This is a genomic window from Vibrio sp. (assembly GCF_984391705.1).
On record NZ_CFHWOM010000014.1, the window covers coordinates 1 to 24,933 of the forward strand.

The following is a 24,933-nucleotide window of genomic DNA, read 5'->3' on the forward strand; positions in this document are numbered from 1 at the left end:
GTGGCATGCAGCAGCTTCAGCATTGCGTTGCTCACACCTTAACAGAGCGTTATGTAAATACAAATACACAAACAGTTTGTAGTTCGGTATAATTGAGGTGTTATTAAACTAGAGCTATGTCATACCATGAAATTCGTCGTTCCAATTACATTGATATCTACGTTATTACTGTCCTCAACGGGTTATAGCGCAACAAAAATTGATTCCAAAAATGCTCCTTTCCATGTGGGGGAAGATGTTATTGCTTGCGGTATTCTTAAAGAAGTTTCGCGCTTTAAGCGAGGAGTGTATCTAAATATGGATAATCGATTCCCTAAGCAATCTGTAACTTTTGTTGTATGGGAAGACGATTTGTCTACCTTTAGGCAAGAACATGGTGCGTTTCAAAGCCTCATTGGTCAGAGAATTTGTGGCAAAGGCATTGTTAATGAGTACAAAGGGCGCAGCCAAATAAGTTTGTATAACGCATTTTCACTGAAGTTAAGTAATTAGTTAAATAGTCTGATTTTTGTATCAAGGTAGTAACGCCATGAGCGATCATGTGTATATCACAAGAAGTAATATGCAGAAACTGGAGTCGTCTGCTAAAGCAAATACACGGAATGTAAGTGAACTTGTCCAATGTTATGATAGTCAGTTGACAAACTTATTATCGAAACCAGAGTTGGAGTTTTTGTCATCGACTAAGCTAGTGCTAGAGACCATTAACGAATCATATGCTTTACTCGAAGTTGAGTATTCTAAACTTCAGATTAAAACTACGCGATTACCACCGAACTCTAGATGGGTTTATCTTGGAGGAGCTCCTGCTTACCACAAAGATAAAAACTGCTCTAGACTGCATCAAGATTATCTGAACTTTGAAATACCGGAAGAGCTACCTGAAAGCCGAATCTCGGAATATAGGAAGTTTTTCATAGATAATCTCTCGCTTTTTCATGAGGACGCGGAAAGGTTTTATGTGCGAATTTCAACGAGATTTGGTTTAAAAACTAGTCAAGTTAGAACAATTCAACACGATAATTCCGGATATAATGAAATGCGTAACTCAGTATTCAATGTGGATCTTGCAACCCAAAATATCCGCGCGCATATTACTAAGATGCTTGATTACAAAAATTCTGATCCTACAGTACATAAACTAATTCACTCAGTTGGGTTTGCTACTCATAAAGCTATGGACTACAAATCCAATAAAAAGTACATAGACTTAGATGGTGATAACCCAGTAAAACAATGGCACCAGCTCAAGTTGCAGCTGAAAATCTTGTTAATAGATCACATGATAGCAGTAACGAACCCTGAGCTTGCCTTTAATCAATCAGTGCTCGATACAGCAGGTTTTATTTCTTGCAAAGAGTGTTCGGGTTTTAATAGCACTATTAAACTGTAGTAGTTAAGAAATCGCCTGCATGTAAGTATTTACATAACAAACTGCTCAAGAGGGATTCGCAACGCGTGGCATTTTCACTATGCGTTGAATTTAGTGATTAAGGTGGTTTGCGGCGGCTTTTGTATTGCGTTGCTCACCCCTTAGCAGGGCGTTAGGCAAAGGGCAGAAAAGTTCTTTGTTTTAATCTTCTTACTCCCTTTGGCCTTCGTTTTCCTTAGTCGGCAATTCAGCATTGTCGGCTTAAATTCTTGAACCTCTCCAACCGCAAAACATGCCAAATTTTGTGGGTTGCCTCATTGGGTTTCAGTGTTGGTTGGTGGTGAATTTCACTGGCTTAATTTGTGGGAAGGGTAAGGCAAGCAAAGCTTTCGTTTTTGTGGCTGGTCCTCAGCTTTGAGCTTCTCAGATTCAAAAGCAACTTAATCGCTGAAAGGCTGTGTTTCGTGAGCGTTGAACGTGAGGCTGTAACATAGTGACTTCAGTGGTTCTTGAATCACAAAAAGTCAGTGGGTGATTGGTTTGCTTATCGTGTTTAAGGTATTCTGTTTTCAAACTAAGTTAGTGAGTACGTGGAAAATTTGCCTAACAAACAATTCAAGCTGATTCGCAACGCTCGGCGCTTTCGGTTTCAATTGGTTTGGTGATTACGGTGAAGTGTTTGAGTACTTTGGCAGCGTTGCTCACAACTTAATTGGGCGTTATACGTTCAAAGGAGGAACGGTGGTAGTAATATATGGAATCAAAGAGCGTTTGAACCCTATCAAAGCTCAATTATCAGATGTAATTCAGACATCTATGACTCAAGTTCTTGAACTTCCTGAGAGTAAGCGCGCTCATCGGATCGTTCCACTGGATAAGTCAGACTTTTACTACCCAGAGGGTAGAACTGATGCCTACACGGTTATTGAAATTAACATGATGGCTGGGCGTAAAGTCGAAACCAAGAAAGCACTGATTAAGGCTCTATTTACAAATATTGAGTCTAGCCTTGGTATCTCACCAATCGACATTGAAATTATCCTCAAAGAGCAACCACCTCATTGTTGGGGCTTTCGTGGTATGACTGGTGATGATGTTCAAGATTTAACTTACAGCGTAAATGTTTAGGGGCTTCAATGGGGAAAGTGATTTTATCGGGCTACATTGATATCCCAGAAAATGAACTAGAAGTTGTCACAACAGCACTTGAGAAGCATATCGAGCTAACTCGTAATGAAGCGGGTTGCTTAATCTTTGAAGTAACTCAAAGTAGTGAGCTTTCAACTCGGTTTACTGTATACGAAGAGTTTACAGATAAAGCTGCGTTTGAGAGTCATCTGGCAAGGGTTAAAGCCTCAGAATGGGGGCGAGTAACAGGTAATGTGAAGCCGCACGTACAGTATCGAGGAACAGAACGTATAACAAACAATTTAAAAGTGATTCAGCACGCTTGGCATTTTTGGTTTGGGTTGAGTTCGGTGTTTACGGTGGTCAAATTAAGTGTCGTGGTCGCGTACTTCACACCTAAATAGGGCGTTATATGCTTGGAGCGCATCGAATATATATCATTTTTTAAAATGCTCATAGATTGGTATTGAGTATTCAACTAGAGTTTTGAGAATCGTGCAGTGAATTATAGAACCAATCATTACTGGTAGCCAATCAATGGCAGATTCTTGTCCATCCAGCAACTGTGCCAATGAAATCTCTATATCGTTGTTCGCTAAAAAGAAGCCTAATGCTGTGGCTCCCATTAGCATTGACAGCCAAGGTAAATTAGGTTCAATGTATTTATCGTTTTTCTCTTTATCTTTCTGTTCGCCTTCTGATAATTTCCAAAATAATAATTTTGTAAGGTTAATAATTATTACAAACGGGACTAATGATACAAAGAACCACTCAATTCCTATGTTGCGTCCATAAAGGTTATAAATTGCCCATAAAAAAATTAAAGATATAATATTGTCAATTTTTGCATGTGCTATTTTTTTAAGCAGAGTATATTCCAGTTTAGTATCTCTAAAAATATGTAAGCCGGGAGAAAATATAGCCAAAAATATACTGCTAACAATAGCTAACTGGACAGTTTCTTTATCAAATAGAAGATGCCCTAAACATAATGCTGCTCCATAAATTGCTGCTGTAATCTTGATCATTTTCTGTCGTTTAGAAGAAACTGTGGCGTGTTCAACCGCAGGAATCCAGTCCTGCATTTGTCCTATGCTATAGGCAATGAAAACGATAATAAATACATTTGGGTGCATGTTAATCACTTTCTAAGTGGAGTATTCTTGTTATTCTAGATGTTTATAAATAGAAGAGATGGTTATGAGGCTGAGTTCTCATTGTTGAGAAATCGCATATAACAAAGCATTTAAGAGTGATTCCTTACGCTTGGTGGTTTCGCTTCGCTCAAGTATAGCCAAGCGTGCGTCACACCTTAATGCGGCGTTAAGCTTTTTGGAGAGGATATGGAAATTCGAAGAATCTGTTCTGATGACTTAGATGGATTTTGGGAGCTTTGGCAAGAGGTGTATGACGAGGGTGTATATCTACGGAGCCCGCCCCCACCAAAAGACAAAATTGAAGTTGTTCTAAATAGAATCACCAAACAACAAATTCCTCAATTTATAGCAATCGTTGATAATAAGGTTGTTGCTAGCATAGAAGCTTTTCCGGGAACTATGTGTGGCATGGATACAGATGAAATAGGATTTGTAGGTGCTCAAGTTCATGCTGATTTTAGAGGACGGGGGATTGCTAAAAGATTACTGGAAACAGTATTGCTGGATGGTCAGCGTTTTGGTTTTAAAGAGTTAAGGTTAGATGTATATAAATCAAACCTCGTAGCTCAAAATTTGTATGAAAAGTTTGGCTTTAAATACACAGGACTAGACGGCGAAGTGATTTTTGAATCAGGTCGAAAGGAAGCTAGTTTAGGTATGAGCTTGTCTTTGGCGTAAGCATAACAAATTGTTCAAGTGTGATTCTCAACGCGTGGCATTTTTACTATGCGTTAGGTTTAGTGATTAAATTGGTATGCGGCGGCATCAGTATTGCGTTGCGCAGGCATTAGCAGGACGTTATAAAACAAGGAAAATTCAGAAGTGAAATTACAAACAGATAGATTGGAGATGGTTCAAATTACGGTTGATGACTGGGGATTGTTTCAGTCTTTAAATCAGGACCCGGCGGTAATCAGCTTATGCTTTGATGAGCCATCGCACGAGGCAATGAAAGAAAGCTTTGAGTCCAGGCTTCCTGCTTGGAACAAAGGATCAGAGCATTGGTTGTGTTTGACAATGACTCAAAAAGAAACGGGCCAAAAAATAGGTGTCACTGGTTTTCGTATCGTTAATGGCACTGCAGAAGTTGGTTATTTGATTCTGCCTCAATATCATGGTCAAGGTTTTGGAACAGAATCGTTAAGAGCTTTGGTTTCGTGGGCATCTGAAGAGCAAGGTATTCGTTCCTTTGGCGCTATAGTTACAGAAGGTAATATTGGCTCGGAGAAAGTATTGACCAAGAGCGGCTTTACTTTAAAAAAGGTCGTGCCGGAAGCCTATGAGATTGGCGGTAAACTGTACGCAGACCATATCTACAGTTGCGAAAAATAGATTAGTTGCAACTAAAGTCTGAGTCTTCACCCTATTAGCGCGTCTATGATTCCGATTTTGTTTAGTTACACATTACTCCTTTGATGGGGGCTGTTCTGAGATTGTTGCAATATCTTTCCTCTAAATTGATTTTTTACACTCAAAATTATCATGTGCACCTTGAGTGATAGCTCCTTAGTCAGGATAAGGTGATGGTATGCGCCAGTAAAACGATCATAAAGGAGAAAACATGAAACACCTGTTGACGGGGTGGGTTGCCGCAAAAATTTTAGTAGGCTGTAAGCTTGAGTATACTGGCTCATTGTCACATACCAGTTCAGTCAAGAGTCAAGGCCGTATTGATAGGGACTGCATCGAGGACTCTTTACTGAATGATCCCCAGTTTGAATCGGCTAATTATTAGAGAGATGTGGTGATTGTTCACTCTAACGGCTTTGATGTGGAAGTGACCTTTGATGAAAATCAGTTGGCGATATCCACAACTCGTAAACGTGAAAGTGAGGAGGATGGTATGGATATGAGCGTATTAAGTAATGTGTCTGAAAATATTAAAGAATCACTTCTACACTCCTGTCCTTTGCGCTCATGACTAGTGCGTAAATCAGATTTCTAACACTTGGCGTTGTCAGTTTGCTTTAGATTTGATGGCATGAACTAGTATCCTATATTCCGGCCAATAGTAAATTTTCGCTCAGAGCCTCCCATACGCATGTGACAGCGCGGCTACGCCCCTTTTTACCTAAACACACCAAATGGATTGGCTGCTTATCTGGGTGCGAGTAGTCTACAAATATAGGCACTAACTCGTTTGAGCGTAGTTCGCGTTCGATAAATACAGGGTCTACCATTATTATCCCTTGCCCTAGAGTCGCAAGCTGCACAAGTCCTCTGGCGTCATCACTTATCATGGTTGGATTCACTTTGATAGTATTGACTTCACCTTTGGGGTGCAGGAATACCCATTTGTCCAGCGTTACGGCATTGTTTTTAAACACTAAGCAGCGATGGTTAAGGAGGGATTGCGGTGAATCCGGTGTGCCATTTTGAGCTAAATAATGTGGGCTAGCAAACCAACCAAAAGTTTTCTCACCAATCTTTCGAGCCAACAACGAGGAGTCAGGTAAGTGGCCAATACGAATGGCTATGTCAACTTGATTATCTATAAGATCAACGACTTCGTCAGTCAGATTGAAGTCAAAGCAGATATCTGGATAGGTTTGACTGAGCTCAGTAATGTGCGGCAATAACAGGCGCTCTGCCATTAGCGTTGAGCTACCGATCCTAACCTTTCCTTGCGGACGAGATTGAACTTGTTCGCTGAGAGTTTCCGTATTGTGCAACACATTTTGAAGCTGCTCGGTGCTTTTTAGAAGTTCCTGTCCACTTTGTGTCAATGATAACTTTCGAGTGCTACGTTCCAGCAAGCGAAGATTAAGCGTTTGTTCAAGTTTAGCAATACGCTTGCTAACTGAAGAACGTGGCAATCCGGCTTTGTCAGCCGCACCTTGAAAACTGCCGCAAAGGGCGACAAGGTGAAAAAGGTATAAGTTTTCTAACTGTTTATGAAAAGCCACTAATTGTTTCTCTTATGGAACATATTAAATTCATTTTTGGTATCTAATTAGATTTAATACTACTTGGTATTCTTATTCAACTTAATAAATGGAATTTAAGGAATACTATGTCTTCTCAAACGATTTTAATTACAGGGGCAACTTCAGGAATTGGTTTTGAAGCTGCAAAGCACTACTTAAAACAAGGCTGGCGGGTAGCTTTTACCGGCCGGAATAAAGATAGAATTGCTACCGCTACCGCGATGCTACTAGATGAAGCCGATTCAGATGATCAAATACTTGGCGTATTGTGTGATAATGCGAATCCTCAGGATTATTCAACACTTGTGTCTGAAATCGTTAACGAAATGGGCAAACTCGATGCGGTTATCTTAAATGCCGGTGTGTTTTACCCCAAGCTTTTTAGTGAGACTGAACAGGATGAGCTGGAAAATACCATGTGCGTTAATTTCACAGGCCCAGCGATGTTGCTTCAAGCTCTGTTGCCTGTTCTCAATAATCCATGCAGCGTAGTCTATGTTTCAAGTATTGTTGTCGAACGAGCATTTCTGACGGTTTCAAGTTACAGTGCCAGTAAAGCCGCATTTGAAGCTTACGCTAACGTTTTAAACTTGGAACTCGCACCCCAAGGAGTACGTATAAATTACCTAAGACCGGGCGTCACTGCCACGGAGATCCAAAGTAAGGCGGGTATGAGTGAGAGCCAAGTCGATGATCTAAACGCTAGCTTAGCGAATATACCGTTAGGCAGAATGCTAGAGCCAAAAGAAATGTTATCAAGTCTTGAGTTTCTGACTAGCTCAAATTCACTGGCACTTAGAGGAGCGCATATCACGGTTGATGGCGGTTATTGTTTGTAAGTCTATAAGTATCTTATTTCTCGTCTATCTCTTTATATCTGCTAAGACTTACAAACTGAACATCAAAGCCTCAACAATGACTTGAGGCTTTTTTGTATGTCGAACTTCTAAGTGACTAGCCGCACATCAAATGGGAAATGAATAACCTGAACTATTTTTGCGTTCATAGCCGCAGGGTGGCTTGAATTGAATAGGTAGTTGGTAGATTCAGGAAGAATTGCGCTCGGAACTCTGGCCAGCAAAGTATTGCGCCCTTTTAGCCAATCGTTGCCAATGGTTTGTGTGGTTCGCTCGTTTGTTGTCCAATCGCCATTTAAAGTCGGTAAGAAGCTTTGAGTTAATTCATCATCATCGATCTCTACTTTGAGCAATTTAAATCGGTCGGGTAGATCTTCCAGATCTATGTCTAAGCCAGCCATAACTTCAAGCAGTGCTAGAGCAGGGTGTTCCGCCAGGTAGACGATTAACTGCCCTTGCGAGTGCCAACGACCACTTGCCTTGAGTCCACCAATGCCATGAAGATCCTCAAAGTCGGATATACGCCAAAGTATCGCCATTAAAAATACCCAGATTCGATTCTTAGCAGCAGTTGTTCGACAATGCTCGCGCCAAACTCATCTTGCATGGCCTCTTTTGGTGTGCGACCTTCTAGCTTTTTCTTTGGCTTACTGAGCCAGTTATTGGCTTTTTTTTCATTACCAAAAACAGCGACAGCTTGCGCTGTTAAACGTGCTGCTCGAATAATTTTTGCACTTTCATCGCGGGTCAGCTTTTCTGATTTGCTGACTCGGTGAGACAAGGTTCGGCTTGGTATAACCCAGTTAAGTTCTTGCTTATTGAACCCATGCTCCATCAAGGTGTTAATCACTGAAGGATCCACACCGTCACGAACGAGGTTTGATAGATCTAACTCGTTGTCAATCGACCATCCAAACCAAGCGTTTAAGTTGGCATTTGCTGCTATTTCCATTGCTGTAGACATGATTTGTTACCTCTTGGCAATATGCCTAAATATTAGCGCATATTGCTAATCTATCAAACTATTCAACTGAGTTGTGTCGATTTCAATCAAAATCATTTGAGAAAGAATGTCAAATAACGTAACTGGTAGCACGTTAAAATTCATTGATAATCAACTTAGTTTCAAAGGGTTAGCACCTAGTTCCAAAGTCGGACTGCAAACATAGATTACCGACTACATTTTTTGTTGCAGCTCGTTTTATGATGCATGACTGACTGGTAATTTATAAAGGAACAAGTATGAAAAGGACAATACTAGCATTAGGGCTTTGTTCAGCATTTATGGGGAACGCAAACGCAGCGCAGTGGAGCTACGACGGCCAGCATGGCCCATTACACTGGGGAGAGTTTGCGAGTGAGTGTGCTACAGGGGTAAACCAAAGCCCGATTAACATTGAGTCAGCGACGCAGGCTAAACTGGCAAAGCTGGCGTTTAATTATCAAGGAAAGGTTGTGTCGTTGCTTAACAATGGTCATACGTTGCAAACAGAAATTGAAGGGACCAATACGATAACGATTGATGGCAAGGTGTTTACGCTTAAGCAATTCCATTTTCACACCCCATCAGAGAATCATATAGACGGCAAGGAGTATCCCTTAGAAGCGCATTTTGTCCATGCAGATAAAGCCGGTCACTTAGCTGTAGTTGCAGTCTTCTTTGAACTAGGGGATGAAAATGTTGAGCTCGCCAAGTTGCTCAAGAATACCCCTAAGAAAGGAACGAATTCACCAATAGATGTTCCGTTCAACGCGGACGCTTTGTTAAGTGACACTATGGATTACTATCGTTTTAACGGCTCTTTGACAACACCACCTTGCTCTGAGGGGGTACGGTGGATCGTTTTAAAAACGCCTCTATCTGTGTCTGATGAGCAAGTAGCGTTATTTAATAAGGTGATGGGGAACAACAACCGTCCATTGCAGAGTTTGAATGCTCGGCTTGTCACTCAAACTGAATAAAAGAACGCCAGCGTTGTGCTGGCGTTCTTTATCTTTGGCCGATTTGCGAATACTGACGAAGTAAATCGGTTAATGTTGTCACCCACTCAAGCGCATTCTTGGGGCTTTGTTTAAGAATGACTTCAACATGATTACAGTGCGTTTCAAGGGGAATCGCGCTTTCAAGTTGGAATGACGATGCGTAAAAATGCCAAAGCAGTAAACGCTGCATACGAATTATGTTTTGCGCTTGGTTCTCAGATTCGCTAAACAACGCGGGAATCTCACTGAGAGCAATAGCGCTCATACGTAGCATTGCATCGAAGCGAGCCTCTAGTAACTTATCTTCAGACTCTGTCTCGTCTGCGTCAAAAGTAAACAGTTCATTCATAGACTCTTCAGGGACTAAGCGTTGAATCATGCGCATGCTTAGTTCTTCCAGTTCCTCACGAGGGGACCCAGATAGAGAAGCAAAAGTGTAATCGCGTTCCATTGTGAATTCTCAGGTATTGTTTTGTGCGTATTGTATCGAGCACTCATGGGAGAGCAAGGGACTAAACAAAAAAAAGCCCCACGGTAAATGGGGCAAGGTTTTGTTGTGTTTGTCTAAGCCGCTGACGTTGTTAGGAAATGAATTATGTTCACTAGTACGTTAGTTGACACATCTATAAAGCTAGAAGGAGTTCTGATATTTGCCCAATTTTATTTTGAAATGATAACGATTACATATGCTGAAATGTGATCTTGCTTCACAATTTTTGAGCAGTCAATTGTATAAGAACATTGTGTGTCATCATTCCAATTTCTATTTTTTACCAATAAAGCGTCACAGATCGTATAGAGAGTGAACGCTTGAACGTTTGCGTAAAAATATGTGATGAATATCTCATTCTGTTCGCTATACTTTCCGCCCGGTTAAGAGCAACTGCTCTGCCAATACAAGCCGTCACACGGAAAGGTGAATGACCCCACGGACCGGACCAGCTACCTATTGAATGCTTGTAGAGGTGATCTTTGATGAATGTTTTATTCGGTTTAATCGGTGTTGTGGCCCTGTTGTTGTGTGCAGTGCTGCTTTCTGAGAGTCGTAAGTCGATCAATTGGAAAACAGTGTCTCGTGCTTTGTTGCTCCAAGTCGGTTTTGCTGCTCTTGTTTTATACTTCCCTTGGGGCCAAGCTGCGCTAACCAGTCTCAGCAGCGGTGTTTCTAGCTTGTTAGGCTTTGCGGATGAAGGTATTGGCTTCCTGTTTGGTGATCTCGCGAATACAGGCTTTATCTTCGCTGTTCGTGTCCTCCCTATTATTATCTTCTTCAGTGCTCTAATCTCCGCTCTTTACTATCTCGGCATAATGCAAAAAGTCATCGAATTTATCGGTGGTGGTATCCAAAAGTTCTTGGGTACAAGTAAAGCTGAATCCTTAGTTGCTACTGGCAACATCTTCCTTTCTCAAGGCGAGTCGCCACTTCTTGTTCGTCCTTTTTTATCTCGCATGACTCGCTCTGAACTATTTGCGGTAATGGCTGGTGGTATGGCGTCAGTAGCGGGCTCCGTACTTGGTGGTTACGCAGGGCTAGGTGTCGAGCTAAAATACTTAATTGCTGCAAGTTTCATGGCTGCGCCAGGTAGCTTAATGATGGCTAAAATCATTGTTCCTGAGCGTGATACGCCTATTGATCAATCAGACATCGAAATGGATAAAGCGCAAGAAAGTAACGTGATTGATGCCTTGGCAAGCGGCGCGATGAACGGCATGAAGGTTGCTGTTGCGGTAGGTACCATGTTAATCGCATTCGTAAGTGTCATTGCGATGGTTAACACGGGTTTAGAAAGTCTTGGCGAAGTAGCGGGCTTTAGCGGTATTACACTGCAAGCATTGTTTGGTTACCTGTTCTCTCCACTTGCTTGGTTAATTGGCGTACCTTCAAACGAAGTGCTTATGGCGGGCTCATACATTGGTCAAAAAATTGTAATGAATGAGTTCGTGGCGTTCATTGACTTTGTTGAGCACAAAGCGCTGTTGTCTGAACACACCCAAGTGATCGTCACATTTGCACTTTGTGGATTCGCAAACATTGGCTCAATCGCTATCCAGCTTGGTTCGATCGGTGTTATTGCCCCTGAGCGTCGTGCAGAAGTGGCGAATTTAGGTATTAAAGCTGTACTAGCTGGTACGCTAGCTAACCTAATGAGTGCTTGTTTGGCTGGTATTTTTATCCTTTTATAATCAAACAATACGCATTTAAAAGCCCAGTAAGGAAACTTACTGGGCTTTTTTCGTTATCGTAAAAAGAAAGCAGCATTGGTTGCGAGGTAGTTAGAACACATCTCGCATTGGACGTAGTTGTTATGCATGGTATTGCGCTTATCACCTAAAAACTGATTTATAGCAAAATCTCACAATTTATTAGGCGTAGGATGGATGGTTGATGACGAACTATAAATTATAAATTAGAGATTTAGCTATGAATGAACTTGTTCAACGATTCCTTCGCTACGTAACGTTTGATACCCAGTCTAACCCTAGTAACTCTACTTGCCCGAGCAGCCCTGGCCAATACACCTTTGCTGAGTTTCTAAAACAAGAACTGATTGAACTGGGCTTGGCAGACGTTTCTCTCGATAACAATGGCTACTTAATGGCAAAATTGCCGAGTAATGTTGATTATCACGTTCCCGCAATTGGCTTTATTGCCCACATGGACACTGCGCCGGACGCCTCGGGAAAGAATGTTAAGCCTCAATTTATCGAAGACTACCAAGGTGGTGATATAGCTTTAGGCAAAGGAGATGAGGTTCTGTCTCCAATCCAATACCCAGACCTTCACAAGCTTCACGGTCATAACTTAATCACGACGGATGGAACAACGCTGCTTGGTGCCGATAATAAAGCGGGTATCGCTGAGATTATTTCTGCGATGGCGGAGCTGATTGCCCATCCCGAGATCCCACATGGCGATATTTGTGTCGGCTTTACGCCTGACGAGGAGATTGGTCGTGGAGCGAATCTGTTTGATGTCGAAAAGTTTGGTGCTCAATGGGCTTACACCATCGACGGTGGCCCTGTCGGAGAGTTGGAGTATGAAAACTTCAATGCCACCAGCGCAGACGTGATTTGCTATGGTACGAACGTTCATCCAGGTACGGCAAAAAACAAAATGGTTAATTCCATGAATGTTGCAGCCCAATTTCAACTAATGATGCCACTTGATGAAACACCTGAAACGACAGAAGGGTATGAAGGCTTTTATCACCTCAAATCAGCAGATATGTCAGTAGCACTGAGTGAATTAGGCTATATCATCCGTGATTTTGACCGTGAAGGGTTAGAAAAGCGTAAAGCATTTATGCAGCAAAAAGTTGATGAATTAAACAAAACCTTAGCTAAAGGAAGTGTAGAGCTGAAACTTACTGATAGCTATTTCAATATGAAAGAAATGGTCGAGCCCCACTCGCATATTATTGACCTAGCTAAAGAGGCGATGGTTGCCTGTGATGTGCAACCCCAGATCAAGCCAATTCGCGGTGGAACAGATGGTGCGAGATTGTCGTTTATGGGATTACCTTGCCCAAATATCTTCACTGGTGGTTACAATTTCCACGGTATTCATGAATTTATCAGTGTGGAAGGGATGGAGCAGGCAGTGCAGGTAATTGTGACCTTGTCAGAAAAAACAGCATTAAGTTTTCGATAATTTATCTATGCAACACTGATATCCCATTGATTATCGTGTACATTTATTCGATGTACATGAAAGTCAATGGTGATACGAATGAAACGAATTTTACTTGTTGCTAGTCACTTAGTTATTGGTGGCATAGGGTTCGCGCTAGGTATTTACGCATTGCCGATTCTTACTGAGCCTCAATCTCCCCCTATGCATGAGGTGGAGAACGTCACCAATAACGCCATCTTTACCGGTACTTTCCAGCGTGATCGTCAAGATAGCGACTTTCTTCATTGGGGTGAGGGATCGATATCGATAAGCGAGAAAAAAATCGCTTTTGTTGGAGAACTCGCCCCTGGCCCTGATTACAAGCTGTACCTCTCTCCTCAGTTCATTGAAACAGAGCAAGCTTTCAATCAGCATAAAGCGTCAATGGTTCAAATTGGGGATGTAAAAACATTCCAGCGATTTACGCTTCCATTGCCTGAAAGTGTGGATGTCACCAACTACAACACCGTCATCGTTTGGTGTGAAACCTTCGGTCAGTTTATTACTTCCGCAAGATTTAAGTAGTTGTTTGTAGGGGCTTTCTTACAAATTTTAAGGTGTGTCAGCCATAACCCTAAACCTTTGTCATATTTTGCTTTTATCAGATACATTTTGACACAGAAGTGACATTTGGTTTGAGCTCAAACGAATAATACGTGGCTTGCTCAACTTTTGTTAATTGCTCCCGAAATATAATACCTACTTGCAATAACGAAAACTAATACATGGGATAGCTCAGTTTTGTTTAGTCACCTATACACAAGATTAAGTACATTCTTTTTATTTCTACTCGTTGTGACGTCAGTGAACGCAGTCGCCGCAGAAATAGAAGTATCCGTTTCGCCTGCTAACGCTAGCTATGAAAATGGTAAAGCGATCGACTATCAAGTCACGCTAAAAAATACCACTGCAAAGCGAATCGCAGGTATCTCGATCGAGGATTATGTTGCAGATACAGAGGCAAACTCTGAGTCTGGTTTAGCAAAAGCCTTCAGTACAGTAACGATTACACCATCAAACAGTTGGGGTTCAACTCCAGGGTCTTCATTAAATAGTGATGGTAACCTTGTTGTAAATGATGCGGTATTGTTTCCCTACGGTGAAATCACCTACCAGTTTTCTGCAACGGTAAATGATACGATTATTGGTCCTATTGAGCTTGGCAAAGCGAAAGTCACTGTTGACCTTGATGGCGACGGCAGCGCAGAGTCTTTTGCACCAACGACAAGCAGTGTATTTAACCCAGTACCTTATGAGTATTCGTTGGCACTGAGCGTCGATAAAGCTAACTATACTGTTGGTCAGCCACTCACTTACACGCTAAAAGTAACCAATACGGGCTCTTATCAAGTGCAGGGCTTAGATATTGTGCAAGCATTTGAATCTCTGACGGTCGATGAGGTTAATGGTGGCAAAGTCGGTCCATTTAGCAATGTAGCGATTAGCGGTAAAAAGTCCGGCTCAGGCAGTAACTTAGGGCAATTTGCTAAAACGGGTGACTTGAGCGTGGAAAATGCGAAGGTTGCGGTAGGTGGCAAACTGACTTACACCATAGTTGCAGATGTTGTCGACTCTATTGTCGGCAATATTGAAACATCAGCGACAGCACATACTAAAGATGGCGATGTTGTCAGTGAAACTAAGGTAACGCCTCCCGCTGAACCTAACGTATCTATTACTCATGAAATTAACAAAACCAACCCATACCTAGTCAGTAGTGAACGTCAATTTACGGTAGAAGTGAGTAACAGCGGCGCCGGAATAGCTCATGATTATCATGTAAAACAAAATATCGCCGATCTAATATCTAACTTGGGGCTAGCGAATAACCTTAAGCCAGAACACAATCACAATGATGTGAGTGGTAATCCATTTGCGAGCTGGACAATTGATGTTACAGACTCAGGTGAAAACTCACTGTCGAGCTATAAATCTTCAGGTACACAGACGGATGTTGCTTTTGATGACACGATTTCTCTCTATCCAAACGAATCGATTACTTATCTCGTTAAGGCTAAAGTATCCCCGGTTGCTATTGGCGAAATTCAGGGGGCGAATGCCGGTGTATTCGATGAAGCAGGTAAGCTTGTTCAAGATGCTCAAGTAAGTGCGCGTGTTATGCCTGAGCGAGTGCTCAGTGTTAATGATCCTGAGATTAACATCGTTAAAAAAACGAAAGCGTCTGAATACGTACCTGGCAACACTGTTGAATACGAAATTGAAGTATCCAATTCATCGAGCAAGTACTTTGCTAACGATCTGGAAGTTGTTGATGATCTTACCTGTGTACAGACAGAACAAGCTGGTGGAGCAGGCGAGGGAGCTGCATTCAAACGTTGGAAACTAGAGCCACTTAGTTCTGAAGATAACCTAGGAACCGATCATGGCAGTTACAGCTATGGTAGCTGGACAACATCATCTGTGACAGTGTCACCCGATATCGCGCCGGGCAAGTCAGTTGTCTATAAACTGACAGCCGAGGTAAGTGATTCGAGTATTGGTCTTATCTTGGATAACAATCCGGCTTGTTCCGATAATGTGACTGAAGATGGCTCCGGTATTCAGATGCCTGAAGATAACCTGCGTGCGAGCAAAGATGTGAACTCGCGTTACTACTCTTCAGGTGATGTACTGACTTACACTATCCGTGTCGATAACGATGGCGATGGTTTTGCGAACCAGGTACAAGTTATTGATAAAGTAGGTGATGTTCAAACCGTCGATATCTACGGTAATGTCATTAATTCGTTCGATTCATGGGAAATCACAGCAGAGGCATTTCATTCAGATGGTTCCGCTTCAACGGCGTCAATTACTGGTATTACGGGCTCTGTGATTGATAAAGACCTTAATGTTGAAGCGACGATTGAGCCTCATTCTTACATTATTTACACCGTGGAAGCGAAAACGAATCCACTTGCTAATGGCCATATTCAAAACAGTGTGACCGTTGATGGTTCGGTCTACGCTGACCGCGGCTCTGATCCAAAAGACTTTAATATCGAATTGGTAAAAGAAGTAAAAACCAACTCAGATTCTGGTTTCCATACCGAGCATACGAGTTACTCGAAAATGGAAAACGAAGTGACCTACCGAATTCATTTGCGTAATGAAAAGGGTAACGGTTACGCGACTAATGTGAAGGTTAAGGATACCATTTCGGCAATTGAAGCGGGTTTGTTGGAGCCTGATAACGTCTCGAAAAAAGTGTTTAGTTCATGGACGATCACAGCGGATATCATTTCCGATGATCCTCTATTGAATGGTAACAGTAAGTACACTGATGTCGGCAAGTTTGAAGACAACAAAGACCTAGACACCGTAGCTCAAATTGCACCAAATGTTGAAGTTGTGTACACCATTACCGCGCAAATTGATCGCAGCAATGGCGACGAGATTGTATATAAGCAGTTTGAAAACAGCGCTGTCATCGAAACGCCGGATTCAGACTCACAATCTGGTATGCAAGATGCGGCGATCGTTTATCCAAAAGTACCCAATGTTGTTGTAGTCAAAACCACCAAAGAAAATGAATTCGTACCTGGTCAGTGGGTTGAGTTCGATGTAACGGTTTATAACCGTGGAGCAGGCTATGCCAATGAAGTTCGCGTGACCGACGATATCAAAGGTATGGATGTTTTCTCTAAGTGGGAGATAACCGCTTTTACCGATAAAAACAATTCACCTTACAAAACGGGCAGTTACCCTGATTCCAAATCCAATTACCCAGATAACGGTAATATCAATACTAAGATTGATATTGACCCTCAGACTGCTCAAGGTATGGGCTTCGTTACCTATAAGATTCGTGGCTTAGTTAAGAACGATTATAAAAAAGATGAAATCTCAAACACCGTAGAAATCCATGATCCGGTGAATAACCTAGATCAATCTGCGACGGCGGAAATCGGTGACAGTGGCGATGCTAAGTTGAATGTATCGATTCTCAAAACTGCAGATGTGACCCGTTTTGTACCTGGACAAGATGTGACGTATTTCATCTATCTCCAAAACAACAGTGAGAACGTTGCTGACAACTTGAAGTTAATCGACCCTCTTACAGAGATCAAAGCGACGCTAGCGAACAAAAAAGATAACACGATTGCGGACTACGATGGTCAATCTCCATTTGAATACTGGGAGTTTGATTACGGAGACAACAAAGGGTGGCAAGGTAAAACAACGGAAGATCTCGTTTACCCATTGGGTGGCGTGGATACTTCTTTTTCGCTAGAGGCCGGTCAAACGCGGGTTGTTAAGATTAGAGCGCGAGTCAAAGACAATGTTGTTGGCACCCGTAACGCTGGTGGCATCTTAGAGCCGATCATCGCTAATGATGCATACATTTTCCGCGACTATAAGCAAGTGACTGAAGAATCGCATATATCTCACCACGAGATGGAGAGAGTTGATAGCGGAGCTGACACCACTCGTGAGTTGTTAGTTAACGGTAAGAAGAGCCAATATTATGCTCCTGGAGATACGCTAACATACACAGTAAAAATCAGCTCGAACCGAGGTTATTACAATAACCACCGCGTAACAGAAAACATTAAAGGGGTAAACGTTCTTCTGTTGGACGGGACGACAGCAAATCCGTTTAAGGATGTTTTCTCGGTTGACGTTGAAACAGAAGATAGCGATGGAGGAGAAGGGACAACTGATGGCACTTTAGACGGTGTGGTGAAGGACAATGAAAACATCACGACTATGGTTGACGTTGCGGGTGGCGACTATGTCCTATTTACCGTTGAAGGTGTGGTGCGTGATGACGCCGCCGGAGATATTACCATCGGCGGTATTACGGTAGAGCCTTATGATTACCACCTAACCTTCAGCAAAACGGTTGAACAGAAAAACTATCAGCCCGGTCAGCCTCTAGTCTATCACCTCACCATTACCAATGATGGTAAGGGTGGCGCATACAATGTGCCTGTAGAAGATAAGATTTCAGACGTTAAAGTTGACTTGCTCGATGGCTCGAACGATTTTGCCTTTATTAATGGCTGGACGGTTAAGCCCAAAGTGCATGGTGGCAGTCCTGCTGCGCAAGTTGACTTGGATGGCACCATTGCCGATAACCAAGATATCATCACTCATGTCTCGGTACCTCCAGGTGAAACTATTTCATATACGGTAACGGCACCGGTTAATAAGTATGCAGTAGGCAGTATTGTTAACTTACTGAAAGTTGACTCGGATACAGTGAGTGCTGAGTCCAAAGCGGATACTAAGAAATACGATTTTGAAAAACACGTAACTAAGTTGTTCGATAAAGATGGTGTAACAGAACTGTCGGGTGGATATACACCGGGTGGCTATGTTGAGTATGAAATCCTACTTAAAAACAACAACAACGTTCACCTACAAGCGGTACCGATTGTCGATGATATTCAAGGCATCACCACAGACTATTTTGATGGCTCCATTGGTGCAGCCTTTGATTCATGGACGATCAAAACTGAGGTAGATGGCAGCCCAATGTCTAACGCTGGCTCTGTCTCAGACAACCACAATATTGATACTCAGTTTGATATCGCAGCGAGCAGTTTTGATCCAGCGGGTACTTTCGTGAAGTATACGATCAAAGCCAAAGTGTCTGAGAAAGCGGTCGGTTCCATCAAGAACGTTGCAAAAGTAGACAATAACCATAATTTGTCATCTGAACGCGTGGATATGCTCCCTTCCAAGCTTGCGAAGCAGCATGCCGCTTTTGAAGACGACAGTTATTCGGTCAAGAAAGTGTCTTTCAACCATAACCCAGATCAGCAAAAAGTGGTTTATCACCTACGTATCGAGAACAAAGGTAAAGGTACAGAATACAACGCGAGTTTGCTGGAGAAGTTTACAAAGCTGAAGTCTAAAATCGCTCAAAATGCTGCAGGTGAAAGTGACAACCAACATGGGGTTGTTTACGAGCCAGCAACATGGACGATAACGGCAACTAAATCTAATGAAATAGCCACAAGTATCGGCGGGTACACTGGAGGCACTAACCTTGATATCGACGTACCTGTTTTGTCGATCGCTGCGGGAGGCTGGATAGAGTTTAAAGTTGAAGGTCAGATTCGTGATGATGCGATGACCGCAATTACCATCACCCCAAAATATAACGGTAGCGGCTTTGGTAAATCGCAGATTAAGCCGGATCATTCAAATTTAGATGTATCGAAAGAAATCGTATCGATAGGTGGCAGAGCATACAGTAAAGGTGACACCTACAAGCCAGGTGAAGAAGTGGTTTACCGCTTTGTGGTGAAAAATACTGAACCAGTGTGGCGTGATAATGCGGTGATTAAAGATATTGTATCAGACATCAGCGTAGAGGTGATTGGTGGCAGTGAAGAGAAAGCCTTTGTTTCAACAGAGATTTCACATGTTATCAGCAATGGCTTAGACAGTGATGTTGATACCTACTTACCGAGTTATGACCCAGCAGGGGACCTGGATTTAGTGGCTGATATTGCGCCAATGGAAGAGCTTACCTTCACGATTAAAGGCACGATTCGACCGGATGCGTTAGGTGAGATAGATGCAAACTCAGCGACTGGCGGCGATCACACGGTCGAAACGGATGTTATCCCACCCGTTGCACCTAAATTGGTGTTTGAAAAGCTAGTAACAAGTACAACTGCAGATAGCAGTACTTGTCGCTTCCCGTCTAATACGGGCAGTGGCTGTGAATACAACCCAGGTGGTCAGGTGAGTTATACCATCACGGTGGAGAACCAAGGTGAAGGTATCGCGAATGACGTAACAATTGTCGATAGGCTCAGCAGCATTAAAACCTCAACAGGGGAGAAGGCGTTTAGCGGTCTTTCTACCACAGTGATGGAGCAGCCGAGTGCAGATCGTTTTGATATTTCGGGGAGCTATGAAGGTGCGAAGCCACTTGATGCCCGTTTCGATCTGATGCCGGGCGACAAGGTCGTGTTTGGACTTTCTGGAACGGTCGATGCAAATGCTACCGGAACGATTACCAATATTGCGAAAGTTGATGGTAAGAACTCCAATGAGATCATCCTTGGTCAAGGTGAAGCAGAAATATTAGCCCAGAAGAGTACAGACACCCCAACTTATGTTCCTGGCGGTGAGGTACGCTTCACCATGTTAATTGCTAACAAGTCTGACTCGAATGTTGATATTCAACTTGAAGATGAAATCTCTAAGTTCCTAGTCGAAACCGCAGATGGAACAATGCAAACAGCGTTAACTTCGTGGACCACGACAGCTGCGTTTGTCGGTAACTTGAGTGCAGCTCACAATGACGCAAGTGCAATCCAAACATCGGGTGATATCAATGCGTTGGTTAAACTTGGCGCTGCTGCATCAGCGAGTGAACCAACTATCTTGAAGATAGATGTGGTTGGTAAGGTACGTGATGACGCAGTAGGTAAGTTTGGCAATACCATGTATATCGATAGCAAGCCTTACGACCTACGCGAACACTTTATCTACCCAGAGCAGGGCGTGCTGGAAGTTTCTAAGCAGGCTTCTATCTCACCTGCGCTATACGCTCCAGGGGATTCAATCGGATTTGATATTGAGGTTGAAAACAGTGGTGCAGGTTATTTAAAACATGTCCGTATTGCTGATCTTGTTAAGAATATTAGAGCGGACGTGGTCGATAGCCTTGTTCCGGGTAGAGTTTTTGATTCTTGGAATGCAGCTAAGAGTTCGATCACTATAAAAGATCCATCTGCGAGTAAAACGTTCACTGTTTCGCAGACGCCGTTTGACAGCGCTGAGGGCTTTGCTGGTGAATATCAAATGGCTCCAGGGGCGACGATTTCCATCCATCTAGAAGGGACAGTAAACAGCAATGTCGTTGGTCCAATTACCAATACCGTGATGGCAATAGCAGACGGTATTGACCAAGTCCAAGACAGTGCAGTTTACCAACCGATAGATGCAGAAGTGACAGTGTCAAAGGTGGTCGATAAAGCTGTGTACCAAGCGCAAGATACGCTGACTTACACGGTCGTATTAACCAACACTCAACGAGTTTGGGCGACCAATGTTCAAGTGAGTGATTTAATTGATCGAATCACGGCTGAAACTATTTATGGCAGCGAAATGTCGGTATTTGAGCCGGGCAGCATTGAAATCACCGGTGTGTCAGATAAAGGCACCACGACGCTGCCAGCATTGTCGGGAAATTACATCGACAACACGGTTGATATTGCTCCAGAAGACATCATTACGCTCACAATCAAAGGTACACTAAAACCAGAAATTATCGGTGACGTTAGCAATACCGTGAGCGTGTCGTATGACGGAAAAACGCTTCAAGATGAAGCGGCAAGCACTCCCTTAACTCCTGAAATAGAAGTCACTAAGGAGCCGATTGAAGAGTTCTATTCTCCGGGAGAAATGAATGGCTTCACTATAACTGTACGTAACAAAGACGCAGCATTTGCAAATGATATTAGCGTAGAAGATTTAATTTCTGCCATTATGGTCAAGACCGCAGACGGTGTGGAGCGACAAGCATTTACTCGCTGGACGTATTCATACAAAGCTAATGACTCTATGACCAACGTAGATGTTAAAGCATACAGTTGGAATTCGGACATCGACAATCTTGTTGATTTAGCCCCTAATGACACGATTGTGTTTACGATTGAAGGCGAGATCGATTCAAAAGCGATCGGTGAAATCACGAATACCGCTAAAGTAACATTTGATGGAAAGGTCTCTGAGCCAACAGCCGTTATCAAGCCTAAGCCTGCTCAGATCTCTGTTACTAAAAACGCAGATCAAGAGTACTATCAAGCAGGACAACCGGCGCAGTTCGTCGTGACTGTTAAAAATGACGGGGAAGGTTTTGCTGATGATGTGGCGATCAAAGACATCATGAACGATGTCAAAGTGACGCTAGTGGATGGAACCGAAGGTAATGCGTTCGAGAGTTGGACCATTAAGACAGATGTTAGCTCTATGGACACAAGCCTTTCAGCGATACCATCAGGCAGCAACCCTGATATTGATACCATCGCGGATATGGCACCAAACAGTGAGATTACCTTCACGATTGATGGCAAGGTAAACCGCTACGCTACAACCGATATCTTTAACCGAGTGACAGTTGATTTCTCTTCCCAAGCGCAACTTTCCGCTGATGCTTTGATTAAGCACCGTCCAATTTCTTTAACCTTAGAGAAGTTCGTTGGTGAAACGGGTAATGAGACGGAGATGTCTTATGAGCCGGGTAAAGAGTCGACCTTCCGAGTGGTGTTGACCAACCAAAACGCAGCATTTGTTGCGGGCATCCAGTTGAAAGATCTGCTTAATTCCATGACAGTTGACACCGTTCATGGCAAAGGGGAGAAAGCTTTTGAAAACTGGACAGTTCAAGTCAATAAAGGCAATGAATTAACCACCATCGCTCCTGATCCAAGTGGCAGTAACCGTGAAGTCGATTCCATCGTTAACTTGGCGCCAAATGATACGTTAGAGTTAGTGATTACGGGTAAGGTTAACGACTATGCCATTGGTCAAATCGATAATAAAGCCTCGATGACAGTCAATGATGGTCGTTCGCAACGGTTTACTGCGACAGCGAGCTTACTGCCTGAGCCTGACAAGGTGGTGATTACCAAACAGGCGGATAACCCAATTTATACCGCGGGTGACAAAGCTACTTTCCGCATCAAGTTAACCAATGAAGGCAAAGGTTTTGCTAACGATGTCTTGCTTCGCGATGCTATGTCTCGCATTAAGGTGCAGACACGTCCGGATCTTACGTCAGGTAATCGCGAAGTGGTGTACGCATTTACAGATTGGACAGTCGAAATTAATAGCGCGGATGCTCGTACCAATGTTGAACCGAGCTCGATCGCCGCGAATTCAGACATAAATGCAGCCATGGATATCGCTCCGGGTGATACGGTTGAGTTTGTCGTCACAGGCACTGTCGATCCACGTGCTATGGGTGAGATCATCAATACGGCGCATAAGATTGATGAGTCCTCATCTAACGTCAATGTTGATGCGAGTCAGCCACGCAACGCGTCGGTTGAAAGTGTTAGCGCAATGATCGTGCCTCAAGCGGTGAGTTTCGCCATTGACAAAACTACGACCAAAGGCGAGAACGCTGAATATACGAATGATGATGACGACTTAACCTACCTGTTACGAGTGAGTAATGAAGGTTCAGCGTTAGTTTCTGGCGCTCAAATGATTGATGAGATCAGCAAACTAATGGGCGCGAACGGCAATAGTCTTTTTACCACCTGGGTGATGAAAATCGAAGAGTGGCCAACAGGGCAAATCAAAGGTCAGTTCACTGACAAAGACCTGCAACTACCTGATGGAAGCCTGTCACTCGATTTACTGCCTTATATGGGGAACGGCTATGTCATTACCATCACTGGCCAGCTCAATAAAGGGTTGGATGACAATATCACCAATACCTTTACTGTTACGGACCCTGCAACAGGCATTACCGCTTCAGACGATGTGACAATCCACGTTAAGAAGTTTGCTGACAACGAGGGTGAGCTGTTTGTTTCGAAAGAGGCGCTGAAAACGGATGCTCAAGTCGGCGATGTGGTCGAGTATGAAGTCATTATTCAAAACAACAACGAATCAGAGTTTAAAGGCGTTAAGTTAGTTGACCGATTCCCAGCAGGTTTTGCTTATGTTCCTGGTTCGACAGAAATGACCAATAGTGGTCCAGATGGTGAGTTTGATACTGGTGATGATGTCATTAGTACGGACGATCCAGCGGTAACCAGCAGTTTAACGTTTAACGTGGGAGATATGTTGGCGTATGGAACGGCAGACAAAACGATCACTGAAAAAGTTCGTATTCGTTACTTGTTGCGTGTTTCTGTTGGTGCGACGTTTGGCAAATATGTAAACACGGCTGTTGCGATGTCGCCTCCTGAAGGGCAAGTCACAGGTGCCTTAATGGTGAAATCGAACACAGCCACTGCGACGGTAGAAGTGTTGCCTGACAAGGTATTTGATACAGCGTCCATTATAGGCAAAGTGTTTGAAGACCATAACAAAGATGGCTTCCAAGCCGACGCAACCGCGTTTGATGTGGTTATCGCAGCGAATATTTCAGACCGAGACTACATCCCTGGCTCTACGGTTGTGGTAAGAAATGGCAAGGAACGCGTTCTACAAGATAGCGAGCATCAGGGCGGCAAACATCAAGGTCATGTCTATGGCGTCAAGATGGAAAAAGCGGGCGATTTTCAACATAGCTACAGTCATGCTACGAAGGAAGCAAACAAAGCAAGTTTCTATGACTCGGCGTTAGTGAAAGGGGCTGAAATCGACAAGTTGTTTGGTGTGTCGCGAAACAGAACTTTGCCGGAAAGTAATAAGGTGGCGTTCCAGGTTTCGACTAAAACGGATAGAGGCTTTAGCTTCAGTGTCGTTAGTGATGGTGGTAGCCGAATTGTGTTTGACCGGGAAGGAAACATTACCACCCAGCATGTCGGCGATCGTCAGCAAGGATTGTCTGCAGAGAACCTCGATGTCACGAGAAACCTATATAAAGATGGCGACCATTACCTATGGGAAATTGTTATCGAGAACAAAGGCATCTATGAAGACGGTATTCCTGGTGTTCGTTTGTTGACAGTCGAAGGCATAGTGATTGAAACAGACCAGTACGGTCGTTATCACGTGCCGGACCAATGGGTATTGGACAAGAAAGGCAAAAACTTTTTGGTCAAGGTGGATACTGACTCATTACCAACAGGCATGAAAGTGATCAGTGAAAACCCAAGAGTGCAGCGTATTTCGCCGAACAAACTGACGAAATTCAACTTTAGTATTTCTGTTGAAGAATAACAGTAATCGTGGAGACAACAATCAA

The 24,933-nt window shown here is 43.1% G+C and carries 19 protein-coding genes; 14 read left to right on the forward strand and 5 right to left on the reverse strand.

The genetic code is table 11. The annotated features are described in order from the left end of the window. Positions 1-126: 126 nt before the first annotated feature. The 4 genes from AC4MRV_RS10370 (at position 127) to AC4MRV_RS10385 (ending at position 2,904) form a co-directional block, all read left to right on the forward strand. Complete coding sequence (locus AC4MRV_RS10370) at positions 127-492, forward strand: hypothetical protein (RefSeq protein WP_172572440.1); 366 nt, start codon at positions 127-129, stop codon at positions 490-492. Between the two features lie 70 nt (positions 493-562). Continuing rightward, positions 563-1,393, forward strand: coding sequence for a hypothetical protein (locus tag AC4MRV_RS10375; RefSeq protein WP_491187270.1), 831 nt, complete (start codon positions 563-565; stop codon positions 1,391-1,393). Positions 1,394-2,113: 720 nt separating this feature from the next. Beyond that, on the forward strand, positions 2,114-2,500 hold the full coding sequence (locus AC4MRV_RS10380) for a tautomerase family protein (protein ID WP_491187271.1): 387 nt from the start codon (positions 2,114-2,116) through the stop codon (positions 2,498-2,500). Between the two features lie 8 nt (positions 2,501-2,508). Further along, a complete protein-coding gene (locus AC4MRV_RS10385; protein WP_491187272.1) occupies positions 2,509-2,904 on the forward strand; it encodes a putative quinol monooxygenase in 396 nt (131 codons plus the stop codon). 33 nt (positions 2,905-2,937) lie between these two features. Here AC4MRV_RS10385 and AC4MRV_RS10390 read toward each other — a convergent pair whose 3' ends face one another. Beyond that, entirely contained in the window at positions 2,938-3,636 is a 699-nt protein-coding gene (locus AC4MRV_RS10390) for a hypothetical protein (protein ID WP_491187273.1), read from the reverse strand. Between the two features lie 207 nt (positions 3,637-3,843). On the opposite strand from AC4MRV_RS10390, the gene AC4MRV_RS10395 reads away from it, so the two are divergent. The 4 genes from AC4MRV_RS10395 (at position 3,844) to AC4MRV_RS10410 (ending at position 5,578) form a co-directional block, all read left to right on the forward strand. Continuing rightward, positions 3,844-4,335: a GNAT family N-acetyltransferase gene (locus AC4MRV_RS10395; protein ID WP_491187274.1), complete on the forward strand. Its 492-nt coding sequence runs from the start codon at positions 3,844-3,846 to the stop codon at positions 4,333-4,335. A 171-nt stretch (positions 4,336-4,506) separates the two neighbouring features. After that, the gene (locus tag AC4MRV_RS10400; protein WP_491187318.1) at positions 4,507-4,989 is read left to right on the forward strand and encodes a GNAT family N-acetyltransferase; all 483 of its coding nucleotides are present in this window, start codon (positions 4,507-4,509) and stop codon (positions 4,987-4,989) included. 229 nt (positions 4,990-5,218) lie between these two features. Further along, entirely contained in the window at positions 5,219-5,392 is a 174-nt protein-coding gene (locus AC4MRV_RS10405) for a hypothetical protein (protein WP_491187275.1), read from the forward strand. Positions 5,393-5,401: 9 nt separating this feature from the next. Then, on the forward strand, positions 5,402-5,578 hold the full coding sequence (locus AC4MRV_RS10410) for a hypothetical protein (RefSeq protein ID WP_491187276.1): 177 nt from the start codon (positions 5,402-5,404) through the stop codon (positions 5,576-5,578). 73 nt (positions 5,579-5,651) lie between these two features. Here AC4MRV_RS10410 and AC4MRV_RS10415 read toward each other — a convergent pair whose 3' ends face one another. Further along, positions 5,652-6,563 (reverse strand): LysR family transcriptional regulator, encoded by a 912-nt coding sequence (locus AC4MRV_RS10415; RefSeq protein WP_491187277.1) that lies wholly within the window; start codon positions 6,561-6,563, stop codon positions 5,652-5,654. Positions 6,564-6,670: 107 nt separating this feature from the next. Here AC4MRV_RS10415 and AC4MRV_RS10420 point away from each other — a divergent pair, with 107 nt between their 5' ends. Further along, a complete protein-coding gene (locus AC4MRV_RS10420; protein WP_491187278.1) occupies positions 6,671-7,423 on the forward strand; it encodes an SDR family NAD(P)-dependent oxidoreductase in 753 nt (250 codons plus the stop codon). A gap of 107 nt (positions 7,424-7,530) precedes the next feature. Here AC4MRV_RS10420 and AC4MRV_RS10425 read toward each other — a convergent pair whose 3' ends face one another. Next, positions 7,531-7,980 carry an RES family NAD+ phosphorylase gene (locus AC4MRV_RS10425; RefSeq protein ID WP_491187279.1) on the reverse strand — a complete coding sequence of 150 codons (450 nt, stop codon included), beginning with the start codon at positions 7,978-7,980 and terminating at the stop codon, positions 7,531-7,533. Beyond that, a complete protein-coding gene (locus tag AC4MRV_RS10430; protein WP_491187280.1) occupies positions 7,980-8,405 on the reverse strand; it encodes an Xre family toxin-antitoxin system antitoxin in 426 nt (141 codons plus the stop codon). Before AC4MRV_RS10430 ends, AC4MRV_RS10425 begins: the two co-directional genes overlap by 1 nt. A gap of 278 nt (positions 8,406-8,683) precedes the next feature. Here AC4MRV_RS10430 and AC4MRV_RS10435 point away from each other — a divergent pair, with 278 nt between their 5' ends. After that, a complete protein-coding gene (locus AC4MRV_RS10435; protein ID WP_491187281.1) occupies positions 8,684-9,403 on the forward strand; it encodes a carbonic anhydrase in 720 nt (239 codons plus the stop codon). Positions 9,404-9,431: 28 nt separating this feature from the next. On the opposite strand, the gene AC4MRV_RS10440 is transcribed toward AC4MRV_RS10435, so the two are convergent. Continuing rightward, entirely contained in the window at positions 9,432-9,875 is a 444-nt protein-coding gene (locus AC4MRV_RS10440) for an exoribonuclease R (RefSeq protein ID WP_491187282.1), read from the reverse strand. A 524-nt stretch (positions 9,876-10,399) separates the two neighbouring features. On the opposite strand from AC4MRV_RS10440, the gene AC4MRV_RS10445 reads away from it, so the two are divergent. From AC4MRV_RS10445 to AC4MRV_RS10460, 4 genes are all read left to right on the forward strand, one after another. Continuing rightward, positions 10,400-11,608 carry a NupC/NupG family nucleoside CNT transporter gene (locus AC4MRV_RS10445; protein WP_491187283.1) on the forward strand — a complete coding sequence of 403 codons (1,209 nt, stop codon included), beginning with the start codon at positions 10,400-10,402 and terminating at the stop codon, positions 11,606-11,608. Between the two features lie 238 nt (positions 11,609-11,846). Next, positions 11,847-13,076 (forward strand): peptidase T, encoded by a 1,230-nt coding sequence (pepT, locus tag AC4MRV_RS10450; protein ID WP_491187284.1) that lies wholly within the window; start codon positions 11,847-11,849, stop codon positions 13,074-13,076. 78 nt (positions 13,077-13,154) lie between these two features. Further along, positions 13,155-13,622, forward strand: coding sequence for a DM13 domain-containing protein (locus AC4MRV_RS10455; protein WP_491187285.1), 468 nt, complete (start codon positions 13,155-13,157; stop codon positions 13,620-13,622). A 279-nt stretch (positions 13,623-13,901) separates the two neighbouring features. Further along, on the forward strand, positions 13,902-24,908 hold the full coding sequence (locus AC4MRV_RS10460) for a DUF11 domain-containing protein (RefSeq protein WP_491187286.1): 11,007 nt from the start codon (positions 13,902-13,904) through the stop codon (positions 24,906-24,908). Positions 24,909-24,933: the final 25 nt, after the last annotated feature.